Raw genomic sequence first — 13,320 nt, 5'->3', positions numbered from 1 at the left:
TTAAATATGCCTACATAACAGATTGTAAACTATTTATGTATCTATTAAGGATATACACTGGGATAATTTATTGAAATCTCCATGGCAACAACAATTTTATAAATTAAGCATAGCTACTTTATTAGCTCTATCTGGACTTTACATACATTCGCAAAAAACTTTCCTTACTCAATTACAACTATATCATACATTAGTGGTGGTAGTGATACCCTAAATAGTCTTGGTAATGATACCCTAAATGGTGGGCTTGGTGCTGATGGATTTGTCTTCAACTCGGTTTTAGAAGGCTTAGACATTATCAAAGATTTCAATTGGGCTGAAGGTCACAAGATTCAGATTTCTAAAGTTCAGTTCGGTATTACTAACCTCACTGGTCTCAGTTACAATTACGCTAATGGTGGCTTGTTCTTCCAAGAAACTCAATTAGCTACTCTTGAGAATACACCTGCTAATTTTATGGTTAGTGTGGACATCCAGCTTGTTTAAGATTCTCTAGTAATTAGTTTCACAAGTTAATTATTTAAGCCTAATAAGTACACTCAGTAATTATTTTTTAATTCCTGGGTGTAGTTTCTTGACTAATAATTCCTTGATGGTACAAGCCCCCGAATTTATCCTTGGATTAAGTCCAAAATCCTGTTAGAGGATGTTATAGACCAGTAAGGTGTAGCGATATTCAATAATCGTCCTGTCGGCATTGTCGGGTTTTTTCAAATTCTGAGGGGATGAAAATTTGGTATCGGCTCAATAAGTAGGGGTAAGAGAAAAATAAGGTAAGTAAGGGAGACAGAATATCATAACATATGAGACATGAGGCAAAAGCTGGATTCGAGTAAGAAGTCGGCAGAAGAGATACTGCAAACCATCGAGCCAAAAGGAATTGCAGACCAATCAATGGGTCGGACAGTAGAAATATTACTGAACCTAATAGAGCAATTACAAACGGAAATCAAAGAAATAAGAGCGGAAAATCAACAGTTAAAAGATGAAAACAAGCGCGTGAAAGGAGAATAAGGTCAGCCAGACATCAAAGGGAGCAAAAAAGGATTGACCAACAATCACTCATCAGAGAAAGAGCGAAAACCCCCAAAAAAGCACAATAAAGGCAGTAAGAAGGCGACTATTAACATAAATAAATAGAGAACAAATACTGGAATACCCCCAAGACAAACTACCAGCAGACGCAGAATTTAAAGGGTATCAAGAAGTAATCGTCCAAGACATCACCCTGGCAACAGACAATGGACTATTCCGTAAAGAGAAGATTATTCAGCGTCAGAGGGGAAAACCTATTTAGCCGAACTTCCTTGCGGTGATGAAGGAGAATTCGGACCAGGAATCAAAACCTTAGTGATTAGCCTGTACTACGGGGGTAACAGACCCAAGGCAAATTAATTAGAGTTTTTAGAAGATATTGGTATATCCTATCAGCCGGATACTTATCGAACCTACTGATTAAACCCACATTCTGTACTTCATTGTGTAGTATACATAGAAATGTAAAAGAATTACAAAAAGCTACGTAGTAAACACATACTTGAAATAGTAAAAAAATAGACAATACTTACGATTACCAACAACTTGGAAATCGTAAGTATTGATAATAAATTAAGAATAGATGAATGTAAATGAGCCTGAATTAAATAAAAATACACAAAGATATCAATTACCAAAAAGAAGAGTTTGAGAGTAGGAACTTGGATCACTTGGGAATAAGAGATGAGATAGGAATTGTAGAAATAATCAATAGGATATTCTGAATAGATAGTAGCGAAAAAGTGAATACAGGAGAAATAGTCAAAGCAATCATTATGGACTAGGTTTTCTATGGAGACCATTATATTTATTGCTTCGATCTTTTGAGGAAAAGTCCATAGAATATTGATTAGGAGCGGGAATTGAAGGCGAAGATTTAAATGATGATAGAATAGGGAGAGTAATGGATAAGCTATCCAAATATGGATTAACTAAATTATTCCTAATAATTGCCTTAGAAGTAGTAAAAAAATATGGAGTAGCAACCAAATATTCCCATTTAGGTTCAACCTCATTGCATTTGCATGGAGAGTATAATAATTGCCTAAATAATTTAGGATAAGAATTAGGAATGAACCGATAAAATCCGATTAACATCACACAAGGATATTCTCGTGACCATCGTCCAGACTTAAAACAATGTATATTAGGTTGAATAGTAAGTAGTGACGGAGATATACCCTGATTTTTTAGAGTAGCATCAGGAAATGAATCAGATAAAGCAGTATTTGCTCAAATCTTGGTGGAGTATGACAAACAAATAGATTTTGAAAGTATAATGGTGGCTGATAGTGCATTATATAGCGAAAGTGATTTAAAATTAATGTCGAACATGAAATGGATAAGTCGAGTACCTTTATCCATTAGAAAAGCCAAAAACTTGGTCAAGGCATTTACCAGTACAGAACTGAAACCAAGTGAAATTAAAGGATATAGCTATCAAGAAGAAAAAGTATCTTATGGGGGAATAGAGCAAAGATGGCTATGAGTAGAAAGTGCAGACAGAAAAAAAGCAAACTTAAAGAAATTAACCCAAAGCATTCAAGAGGAGTTCCTAAAAATCAGTAAACAAGTAGCTAGAGTAGTTAAAGGAGAATTTGAACAGACATCCTTAGCGGAATTAAAGATTAAAGAACTGGCAGCACAATTAAAATATCATAAAATATCAGAATTATAAGGTCTATTTATGCTATTTATTGAAGTGCGGAATGTGGGTTAAAAACCAAGCTGATTTCGAAAGGGAGAAAAGTGAAGTATATGCGTCGATTCTTGGATGATTTCTGGGATTACTATCGAGATTTACTCGATTACAAAGATGCACCCAGTCAGCAAACGGCTGAAAAACTCGGGTCTGAGTTTTGGAAACTTTAGGATACTAAAAGTGGTTATCAACAGTTGGATGAGCGAAAACAATTAAAGCTCCTGAAAATTTCGGAGTTGTTATATGTTTTAGAGCATCCTGAATTGCCTTTGCACCATCGTCCGGCAAAATTAGCTGCCGGACGATGGTGCAGCGACGTAATATTAGTTATGCCACTCAAACTCTACAAGGTACTCAGGCGTGGGATACTTTTATTTCTCTTGTTGCTACTACTCGTAAGTTAGGTATCAGCTTTTTTGGGTATGTGCGTAACCGCATTTCTCACACTAGAAAAATCCCAACTTCAGCGACTATTCTTCGTGAGCAGTCTTCTCTTAATTCCTTTGGTTGTTCATCGATACCCCAATAACTCCTTACCCGAAATATTCCGTAGATACTTTTGGTGTTCTTTGCGATTACTAATTCAAACATAACCGTGTAACTCTAACTTTCGGCTAAAACAAAGACAACGCCTAATTATAAGATATAATTAATTCTGCAAGAGGTCTATTGGGTGCACCACAGACAGAAATATTACCTGTAAATTTACATCCGCCATCAGTTCTGCATGTTCTTGTTTGCGCTGGACAATTTATTTGTGGGTGAGAATCTTTGATTCATCAAAACCATAAATCTATAGCTATATAGCCTTAATTATAAAGCAAGTTTTTCAAAACTTAATTTTCAATAAAAGGGGTTTAGGGGGGAAGGGTCTAAGGTGTGGAGAACCCCATAATTAAAATTGCCCAAAAGCTACCTACGGATTCAAGGTAAGCCATTGTTCGTGTTTCTCACAAGTATTGCTATAATATCTGCGCTCTCTTTGAGATGCTACCTAATCCCCGAAGGCATCCTATTCCCCCTCATTCTTGGCCAAAATATGTTTCAGGCAGTTATTTCTGATGTAGATTTTACGTATTTCTTCTATTGTCAGCAGCTTATTAATCGTATGAGAATACGTTTGTAATAAAAAAATACCATAACTTCCATATATATGGTATTTAAAGGCAAGCACAAAAAGAAATCACCTATTTCTTCGATTTTAAAAATATCTAGTAGCTTATGTGCCTTATGTGGTGCTATTTTATTAGCATCTAAAACCATAATTAGTGGATATGGGTTTATCTTTTTAGCAATTAGTTCTAGTCAATTACTAGTAGCGAGTATCTTACTAAAAGATAAAATTAGGATTTTTTTGCTGGTTGCGTCTTTATATTTGTTGATTGTTTTGGAGTTTACAGATGGCTATTGAATTAACTATAGGTGCAAAAACTACTACTAGTGTAACTATCGGTACTTATACCAGTCAACACACATTAAAAAATGTTTATCAAACTCTTAAGGGTGATAAACAATCAGATATTCCTTTCATGGTTTGGTTATTAGAAAATCCTCAAAGTTTTCTACCCTTTCCTGGAAAAATAGACCTTTGCAGACATGATTATCTACATATATTACTAGGGCGAGGATTTTCTTTAGAAGATGAATCTTTTATTGTTGGTTTTACAATGGGCAATGATATAAAAAGCAAATCTTTGCATTGCGTAATTTTTAAATTTATATCTCAATATCTTTATCCCCCCAGTTATAGATTCACTCAACAACATTTTTCATCATTAGATTTGGGGTTTCTATATGGAAGAAAAGTAAGAATTAAAAATATTAATAATCTTAATTTTTCCATTTATGAAGATACAGCAATATCAGAAATGAGAAAGGAGTTAGGGATAGAGATAGACGACTTAATTTTGATTAGTAAACTTGAGGCATTGTTACACGATTGAAAAGCTAATAAGTGGTCTGCGATCAGTCCCGGGTTCAAGCTCCCACTAATTATCTTTAATTTTTAATTACCCGAAGGGGTTGACTGTTGTTTTTCAACATCATAATCAGGTAGAATATATTCCACATTTGTCAATTTTGGGTAAGCATATACACCTAAACCAACTAGCAACAAACCTAGAGAGGAAATTACATATAGATAGATAGAAGTGCCATTCCCGCACCTTTAGCAGTGGCAAATAAACCACTAAATAAGGGAGTAAGGCTACCTCCAGGCATCATCGCAGGTTCAAAAATATGGTCAGCAAGCAAAGCAGAAATAAAGACTGCGATCGCAGAAACAATTTTTTGAATACTAGATTCAGTAGCAAAAACTCTTCCTTGTACATCTGGTCTAACTTTACTCAACAAAATAGCTGCACTGGAACTTGTTAACATGGGAAAATTGAGAGAGGAAAAAAACTTCGCCGGTAACGAAATCATTAACCATTGTGCGAAACCAAATACTATTTTGCTCATTGCAGTACCAATCATTCCTAAGAAAAAACCATTTATCCGTCGTTTATAACCACCCCAAATACTCAAAATTATAGTTCCTGTCACTCCACCCAAACCGGCAGCAGAAGATATCTTACCTAAGACTGTAGCATTATTATCTGTGCGTGCCAAAATCATGGCAGACAACAAGGTTGCACCGATGTCATGACCGAACCAGAATAAAGACCCAGTTGTGATAATAGCTAACAGACTCGGATGCGCTGTAAGATAGCGAAAGCCAAAGATTATTTGTTTCCAAAAACCAATATCTTTCTGAGATTGATGGTTTATTTTTGCTTTAGGAATATGTATTTTAAAAATGCTAGCGAGCGCAACTGTAAAAGTAACAATATCAATAATCAAAATTCTACTTAACCCAATTATATAATAGAGTAAACCTGCCAACCCTGGAACTATAATGATTAAACCATAATGAATAGCAGAATTCATACTTGTAGCGCCGGTGTAATGCTATTTGGGAACTGGCGTAGAAATTGATGTTGAATATGCTAGGGATTGAATTTAACTAAAAGCTCCATTTACGGCACCAGTTAAATAAAGATACCAAATGTCTAATTGATTATTTAAATAAATATAACAGATGAATATAGTGGATATAGCTGGTACTGAATCCCCAATAATAATCAATAGTTTTCTGCTTACACGGTCTACAATTAGTCCTGAAAGCAATGTGATAAAAATACTAGGAATCAGCAAAAAGAAACTGATTAAAGCTAATGTAGTTACCTGATCTGTCAGTGCCCAGGTCCAGAGTTTGATAGCAAACTTGGTCATATAACTACTAATACTTGATATAAACTGACCAAAACAGATACTAAAAAAAGTACGTATTCTGGATTAATTGTGTATTTTTTGGTAATGAATTTATTTAAATAAATCATGAATTATGGTATTAGCTGATAAAAGACTACCAAATATGCAAGAGCTAGGATCAACACTATAAAATCGTTGATTTTTGACTACATTTAGTATTTGCCAAAGCTGACTATTTTGATATTTACGAAACAATTCTTTAGCTCCTACATCTACTGCTACAAACAAAATATCTGCATCGAGTAAATCTATTCGTTCCAAACTGAGGATAATTAAATGATCATCAGGAGATTTGACTAAATTCATTTGATTAAGTCGCATAGAAATGCCTAACTCTGCCAAAATATTACTAGGAAAAGAAGATTGAGAACGGAATTCAGGTAGTTGTACTTGTCCATGAAATCTACTCACAGAAACTTTAATTTTCTCTAATTTATCACCCAAGAAATACCTGGAATTTGTTACCATCTCATGGTATTTACTTAGGAATTCTTTGGCAACATTACTTTTCCCTAATACATCCCCCATTTGTTGCAAAGAATCTTGCCATCCACTTTAAGGATATTTCACCTTAAGCGTAGGGGCAATTTGCGAAAATAATTTATAATTTCCTGGATTAATAGCATATAAACTAACAACCAAATCCGGGTGTAAATGGACAATTTCCTCAATGTTTAACTGATTCTCCTTACCTCGCTTATCTTATCACCCAAAAAATTAGCTTTATTAGCTACAAAATCCCATTCTGGAGCCGCTATTGGTTTGATTCCTAATTCTAAGACAACTTCTAAAGCTAATTGTTCAGTGAACCCATTTTGGGTGAATTGGAACACAACTTTCACCTAATTCATGTTTAACTAATCGACATTCTGCCGGTAATGCTGATAGCTTTGGTTTTATTTCTCCAGTATTTTGATAAAAACTACCATGGCAAGCAGTAACTATCAATAAAGAAATAGTAGTTAGAATACATACCTTCAGATCAGCAAAATGTGGTTTTTTCATTGATTACAATTTTTAAGCCCTTTAAAATTCAAAAGAAACAGTTCCCAACACTGTTAATGGTGCTGCCGGAAAAATATAGAAACTTTGACGCTCGTAATATTTAGTATCTAGCAGGTTCTTAAAGTTAATAGCAGCAAGCCAATTATGTCGCTTATAGGAAATACTGGCGTCCGTTCTGATAAAGGAAGGAATTTTCATATTGTTTGGTAAACTAGCCTCTCTCTCTCCAGCATAAACAAATCCAAGCCCTAAACCGAAACCCTGCAAGTTACCTTTTTGAAATTCGTAAGTAGTGCATAAACTTGCACTATTGTAAGGTACACCACCTAACCTATCATTAAGTAATGATGAGTCATTATCTTGGCTAATGTAGGCATCTGTGTAAGCATAAGTACCAATGAATTTCCAACCAGGGAGAATTTCACCAACAAGGTCTAATTCAATTCCTCGACCTTTTTGTTCACCTGTTTGAATGCTAAAGTTATCATCAACAGGATCTGTAGTTAAAAGATTTTTGTTGGTGATATCAAAATAAGCTAAAATTGCTGACAGACGCTTATTAAAAGATTCCTGCTTAATTCCTAGTTCAAATTGTTCTGCTGTTTCTAGTTTAAAAGGTTCATCATTCCGATTTCGAGTCAATATTTGCGGGTTGAAGGAATTATTCCAACTAGCATAAATTGATATATGATCAGTAGGTTGATAAACTAACCGTATTCTTAGACAAAACTTAGAGTCTGAATTTTCGTTATAGACTGTACCAGTTTCTACATCTCGATAAAAAGAATTAACAGTATCAAAACGACCACCAGTAAGTAATTTGATTTGTGGTGTTAGTTCCACTAAATCCTGGAGATAAATGCCAATATTATTGCCGCCATACTCTTCATTAGACCTAGTAAGATTTTCTGGTGCTGGTGCGCCATAAACAGGGTTGGAAATATCTAAATCGCTAATCCTACCACTATAAAAGTCGTAGGCTAATTTGTCGCGGGATAACTCCACTCCGATAAGTGCATTATGGACAATTGAACCAGTTTTAAATTTGCCACAAATTTCATTTTGAAATGTCAAATTATTGTGGGCTTCACCAACATAAGGATATGCTTGCGTTACTGTCTGTCCATCGGCATTGATACGCCTTGGTCGCACTCCTCTCCTATTACCGCTAACCATAGGGACATTGAAGGCTTGACGAAATTTACAGTTATTGTTGTACCCAAATTCACTTTCTAGTGTATAGGTAGAATTATTAGATTTGAGTTCACCTCGATTGAGATTTGGTTGACCTAAAAAGCCGTTGATGGTCAAATCGAAAACTACTTTATTATTGGAAGGAAAACCCCGGTCAAAAGAATGATTTGTTCCTTATCCCACTTTGACGGTAATCATTGGGGCAATAAAGGTACTTTCATTTTCTACAAAATCATGGAAACTTTTCGCACTTTCATAAGCTGCATTAACACGGTAGAGTGCGGCACGATTTTCTAAAAAAAGTCCATAAAGATCAACTGATGTCCGATAAAAGTCATTGTTACGAATAGTGCCATTAAGTTGATAAAAAGGATATTGAATGGGCTTTTTGGTAATGGTATTAACTATACCACTGGGACTGGTGAAGCTACCATAGAGAACTGATATTGGTCCTTTAAGAAATTCTACCCGCTCAATATTAGCGACATCACGATGACTCAAAAAACCAGTATCTTTTACGCCATCACGAAGGGTTTTAAAACCTGTAGCAAAACCGCGAATAAAGTAACCTTTAGATGCTAGTCTGCCATAGGTTTCTTGAGGACGCACACCACTAAGGTTATCTGCTAGTTCGTTGAGTCTAACTACTTGCCTGTCTTGAATGAGTTCTTTGGGTATAACCTGTATAGATGCAGGAATATCACGCAATGGTGCAGCAGTTTTAGCAGCAGTTGTAGCTTCGGGGATAAAGTAACCGCTATTTTTTTCGCCTGTAACTATTAGTTCTATTGGTGTTTCTGAAGCGGTTGGTTATTCTGATTGAGTTGGATTTTCTGACTAGGGTGCTGGTGTGGGTTGTGCTTCTGCTTGAGAGGTAGATCTTGTTGAGGTAATGCCAAAAATTAAACATTCGTTACTATCAAATAGTTCTACCTTGGGTGTATTATCTGTTCCCGTAACGATAACTCTAATAGTGTTGCTATTAAAGTTAGTAACTGTGATATCATGAACTCCTGCACTGGGTTTTTGTTGGCTAACTGTATCACGATTGGGTAGACTAAGTTGGGCTGAGGGAATATCAATAATGAATTTGTTTCCCTCAGTTTTGCAAGATATTTGCAGTTTCTCACCTTCTGGAGTGGCTAAGATAATTTCTCAGCCATTGGTGGTAGTCTTAAATTTAACTTCAGTAATTTGGATTAATGTTTGACTTTGCTGTGGTGAAATGATAGGAAATGCAATGGGTGCAAGTTCAAACATTAAGCCTTCATCACCATCAAATAATTCTGCGGTTGGTACACCTTTTTCACCTGTAACTGTTAGTTGGACGGTATTGGCGTTAGTTTGGGTGACGCTGACATTGGTTATACCTGCAGCTGGATTCTTTTGGTTAAAACTGTTTTGTTTACCTAGTGATAGAAATGTATTGGGTATCTCTACTATAAAATCGCTGCATTGACTTTTATTAACTAGCTTAACTGCTTCTATACCAGGACTTTCTAAAATTACCTCAATACCTTTATTAGTGGTATTAATCTTAACGCGTGTACTTCCAGTGACTGATCTATTGTGGTTTTATGTTAGTAATTGCGCTGCGCTGGTTGAATAATATTCTTTGTCTTCAACCCTAGATATTTCTTTTGTTTGCTTTTCTGCATAAGCCGGTTGTACTAAGCTGCCAATAACAGTCAATACTAATCCTGCTGAATGTATCTCATTCATTAACTCAAACTTCATTCCCGTTACTCCTTCCCCTACACCTGTAAACTGAGTCTTCCTAAGTGTTCTAGTTATGTACTAGTCTCTGCATGCAGTAGAAACTTTCACGCCTAAACTAAAACTGTAACGCAATATTCCTTAATAAGCCTTGATCTTTTATACCTATACTTTATCAGTAATTAAATACAACTATTTACACTTATAGCAATCACTATTAAGAATAGTGATCATAAAGGCTTTTATAAAGCAAGCATTTTTCCAACCCTGCTATAGCTGTACTGGCTGAAGGGGAGTTAATGGAATAGATGGAACATCTAGACTAAAATCCTTGTAAAGTAAGGATCTCATGTATTCATTTAGAATGGATAGTTGTTACTTTTAAGTCATAATTCTGTGATATAAGAGTTGGTGATCTGTCTAAGGTAGTAATTTAGGAGGGTATAAAAAGTTATGCGTGACAAAAATGGTGATAAGCCTTATTGATTATTTTCTGGTTGTAATTTTTCACTAATTGCTATAAGCTAGGATCAATAATTAAATATTCTTAGGAAGAAATACTTCATTATTAGGAATAAATACTTGCTAATTGGAAGGAACAGATCAACTAGACGCGAATAAAACGCTGCTAATACCTGCATACTAACCAGTTATCATTAGGGTGATAACCCTTTGTTAAGGTTTTTCAACTGGCTTCAATTCAATTCTCTTGTGTGCATCAAGACTGTGAAAATACAATGACGAAATCTGTCCATGATTTTTCTACGGTTGTAGGTTTACTGCGTTACAGGTATTGAGAACAACTAAATACTGAGGGTTTTACTTTTCTGCAAGATGGAGAAGTACAAGCAAAGTGCCTGACTTATAACGAGTTAGAGCATCAAAGTAGAGCGCTCGCGGAAGCGCTAACTTGTAAGTTCGCATCTCGAATACAAGCTCTGGGTTTAAGCGGTGAACGAGCCTTGCTGCTATACCCACCAGGACTAGATTACCTAGCTGCCTTTTTCGGTTGTCTGTATGCTGGAGTGGTAGCAGTTCCTGCTTATCCGCCACTTAACTAGCGCAACACACCCAGAATCTTAGAGATTTTAAAAGACGCACAAGCCGCAGTTATCCTGACGACATCAGGAATATTGTCACAGGTGCAAAGTTTACTTACCTATAAAATAGATAATATTCATTGGCTGACCACCGATAACCTTGATCCAGCCATAGAAGCAGCTTGGCAACAGCCTTTAATTAATCAGGAAACTCTAGCCTTTTTACAATACACATCTGGTTCTACTGGCACACCCAAAGGTGTAATGCTCAGTCACGGCAACCTGTTACACAATGCGGCTGTGACACGCTAATATATGGAACATACCTCCAGTAGTAAATTTGTAACTTGGCTACCTGCTTATCATGACATGGGATTGATTGGCGGTATACTGCAAACTTTGTATGGAGGTTTTCCTTATATCATGATGCCACCCCGATCCTTTTTGCTCCCTATCGGTGCTTAAAGACAATATCTGATTATAGAGGTACAACCAGTGGCGCTCCTAACTTTGCCTAGGAGCTATGTAAAAAATCACCCCAGAACAACGGTCAACCCTAGATTTAAGCAGTTGGAATGTACCATTTAATGGTGGTGAACCAATTCGACAGGAAACTTTAGAGCGATTTACTCAAACCTTTGCTTAATGAAGTTTTCCCCCATAAGCTTTTTATCCTTGCTATGGCATGGCAGAAGCAACCTTAATGGTTTCTGGTAGTGTCAAATCTGCCTTAGTTAAAACCAAAAGATTACAAAAAACCGCTTTAGAATCCAACCATGTAATTGATGCGGCTGCTAACGCAGAGAATGGAATTCAGATAGTTACTTGTGGTCAAGTTGTGACTCAACAACAGATTATTATTCCTAACCCAGATACTTTAACTTGTTGCACTACTGACGAAATTGGGGAAATTTGGGGATCAGGTCCTAGTATAGGTCATGGTTACTGGAACCGTCCAGAAGAAACAGAGCAAACATTCCACGCATATCTGCAAGATACAGGAGAAGGTCCATTTTTACGGACTGGGGACTTAGGATTTCTGCACAATGGTGAACTTTTCGTTACTGGACAAGCAAAAGATTTAATCATCATCAGGGGACGCAATGTTTACCCCCAAGATATTGAACTCACAGCAGAACGCAGTCATAAAATGTTGCGTGGGGGAAGTGTTGCGGCTTTTGCGGTGGAAGTAGAAAAAAAAGAACATTTAGTAGTAGTACAAGAACTAAATTTTCGTACTAAACCGAATATAGAAGAAGTTACAGCTGCTATTCGTCAAGCTTTAACCCCAGAACATGAAATACAAGTTTATGCACTTGTTTTAATCAAAGCTGGCACAATTTCTAAAACTTCCAGTGGTAAAATTCAACGTCGTGCCACAAAAGGCAGATTTTCAGAAGGTACATTAGAAGTTGTTGGGAGCAGTATTCTAGAAATTAGCCAGACAACAGAACCAGAAGCAGTTCTCACACGCAACAACTTACTAGCACTAACACGACAAGAAAGACAGCAATTATTAAATTCTTACTTACAAAAATTACTAGCTAGGGTATTGAGGGTAAAACCTGAGCAATTAGATAGTGAGAAACCTTTGAGTAGTTTAGGTTTAGACTCTCTCAAGGTTTTCGAGTTAAGAAACCGGATAGAAGTTGATTTTGAGGTGGCTATATCTGTAGTTGAATTCTTTGATGGTGCTGGTATCTCTGAATTAGAAAACCAAATACTAAACCAAGTGAATAACAACTTTACTCATGTATCCTTGCCTATTTTTAAAGTTGAGAGAAGTACTCATTAACATCCACTCACATTTACTCAAGAACAGTTATGGTTTATTATAAATCAACTGCAACCAGGAACAGCTACATATAATATTCCTGTAGCGGTTCACATTCAAGGACATTTGAATTTATCAGCACTGGTTCAGAGTATCAACAAAATTATTCAAAGACACGAAAATTTACGCACTAGCTTTGAATTATTAGATTTAGATGGTGAACCTGTTCAGGAAGTTGCAGAAGTTGTTAGCTTAACTGTAACGTAAGTAGATTTACAGCATCTTGAACAACAACAGCAATAAATTGAAATTAAAATATTATCTTTACAAGACGCTCAGGCATCTTTTGATTTAGGTCCAGCACCATTATTGCGGGCGAAACTGCTGTATTTGCGACCAGAGAAATCAATATTAATTCTGACACTACATCATTTAGTCGGTTATGGTTTATCAATCAATATTTTAGTTAAAGAACTTGCTGTAATTTATCAGGCTTTCTGTGCTGGTAAACCCTTTTGCTATTAGTTATGGTCAATTAGCAT

At 36.0% G+C, this 13,320-nt stretch carries 12 protein-coding genes and 4 pseudogenes; 7 read left to right on the top strand and 9 right to left on the bottom strand.

All coding sequences use genetic code 11. The features are described from left to right. Positions 1-810: 810 nt before the first annotated feature. The 4 genes and pseudogenes from AAZO_RS35815 to AAZO_RS21360 all read left to right on the top strand — a co-directional run bounded on the left by AAZO_RS35815 (position 811) and on the right by AAZO_RS21360 (position 4,680). Positions 811-1,014 carry a hypothetical protein gene (locus AAZO_RS35815; RefSeq protein ID WP_187289551.1) on the top strand — a complete coding sequence of 68 codons (204 nt, stop codon included), beginning with the start codon at positions 811-813 and terminating at the stop codon, positions 1,012-1,014. A gap of 647 nt (positions 1,015-1,661) precedes the next feature. Then, positions 1,662-2,710 (top strand): annotated as a pseudogene (locus AAZO_RS44185) (IS1634 family transposase); the annotation flags it as partial. A gap of 331 nt (positions 2,711-3,041) precedes the next feature. Further along, entirely contained in the window at positions 3,042-3,266 is a 225-nt protein-coding gene (locus AAZO_RS34395; protein ID WP_041641749.1) for a hypothetical protein, read from the top strand. 871 nt (positions 3,267-4,137) lie between these two features. After that, on the top strand, positions 4,138-4,680 hold the full coding sequence (locus tag AAZO_RS21360; protein WP_013192784.1) for a hypothetical protein: 543 nt from the start codon (positions 4,138-4,140) through the stop codon (positions 4,678-4,680). A gap of 187 nt (positions 4,681-4,867) precedes the next feature. Here AAZO_RS21360 and AAZO_RS39760 read toward each other — a convergent pair whose 3' ends face one another. The 9 genes and pseudogenes from AAZO_RS39760 to AAZO_RS35810 all read right to left on the bottom strand — a co-directional run bounded on the left by AAZO_RS39760 (position 4,868) and on the right by AAZO_RS35810 (position 9,985). Beyond that, positions 4,868-5,665, bottom strand: coding sequence for an MFS transporter (locus AAZO_RS39760; protein ID WP_228371346.1), 798 nt, complete (start codon positions 5,663-5,665; stop codon positions 4,868-4,870). A 435-nt stretch (positions 5,666-6,100) separates the two neighbouring features. Next, entirely contained in the window at positions 6,101-6,577 is a 477-nt protein-coding gene (locus AAZO_RS39755) for a TroA family protein (protein ID WP_228371345.1), read from the bottom strand. A 27-nt stretch (positions 6,578-6,604) separates the two neighbouring features. Then, a complete protein-coding gene (locus AAZO_RS42910) occupies positions 6,605-6,691 on the bottom strand; it encodes a hypothetical protein (protein ID WP_338027231.1) in 87 nt (28 codons plus the stop codon). 32 nt (positions 6,692-6,723) lie between these two features. Continuing rightward, on the bottom strand, positions 6,724-6,882 hold the full coding sequence (locus tag AAZO_RS39750; RefSeq protein ID WP_228371344.1) for a hypothetical protein: 159 nt from the start codon (positions 6,880-6,882) through the stop codon (positions 6,724-6,726). Between the two features lie 193 nt (positions 6,883-7,075). Further along, positions 7,076-8,374, bottom strand: a pseudogene (locus tag AAZO_RS39745) (TonB-dependent receptor); the annotation flags it as partial. A 48-nt stretch (positions 8,375-8,422) separates the two neighbouring features. Then, entirely contained in the window at positions 8,423-8,956 is a 534-nt protein-coding gene (locus AAZO_RS39740; protein ID WP_228371342.1) for a TonB-dependent siderophore receptor, read from the bottom strand. 129 nt (positions 8,957-9,085) lie between these two features. Then, complete coding sequence (locus AAZO_RS39735) at positions 9,086-9,397, bottom strand: AMIN domain-containing protein (RefSeq protein ID WP_228371756.1); 312 nt, start codon at positions 9,395-9,397, stop codon at positions 9,086-9,088. A gap of 6 nt (positions 9,398-9,403) precedes the next feature. After that, positions 9,404-9,736 (bottom strand): AMIN domain-containing protein, encoded by a 333-nt coding sequence (locus AAZO_RS44180; RefSeq protein ID WP_420807075.1) that lies wholly within the window; start codon positions 9,734-9,736, stop codon positions 9,404-9,406. Positions 9,737-9,823: 87 nt separating this feature from the next. Beyond that, positions 9,824-9,985 (bottom strand): hypothetical protein, encoded by a 162-nt coding sequence (locus AAZO_RS35810; RefSeq protein WP_013192781.1) that lies wholly within the window; start codon positions 9,983-9,985, stop codon positions 9,824-9,826. 806 nt (positions 9,986-10,791) lie between these two features. On the opposite strand from AAZO_RS35810, the pseudogene AAZO_RS42905 reads away from it, so the two are divergent. The 3 genes and pseudogenes from AAZO_RS42905 to AAZO_RS42895 all read left to right on the top strand — a co-directional run bounded on the left by AAZO_RS42905 (position 10,792) and on the right by AAZO_RS42895 (position 13,303). Beyond that, a pseudogene (locus AAZO_RS42905) lies at positions 10,792-11,316 on the top strand (AMP-binding protein). Positions 11,317-11,689: 373 nt separating this feature from the next. After that, positions 11,690-12,799, top strand: coding sequence for a phosphopantetheine-binding protein (locus tag AAZO_RS42900; protein ID WP_338026960.1), 1,110 nt, complete (start codon positions 11,690-11,692; stop codon positions 12,797-12,799). A 36-nt stretch (positions 12,800-12,835) separates the two neighbouring features. After that, positions 12,836-13,303 (top strand): annotated as a pseudogene (locus tag AAZO_RS42895) (condensation domain-containing protein). The last annotated feature ends 17 nt before the right edge of the window (positions 13,304-13,320 follow it).

The organism is 'Nostoc azollae' 0708 (assembly GCF_000196515.1).
GTDB lineage: Bacteria > Cyanobacteriota > Cyanobacteriia > Cyanobacteriales > Nostocaceae > Trichormus_B > Trichormus_B azollae.
This window is presented reverse-complemented; position numbering and strand designations above follow the sequence as displayed.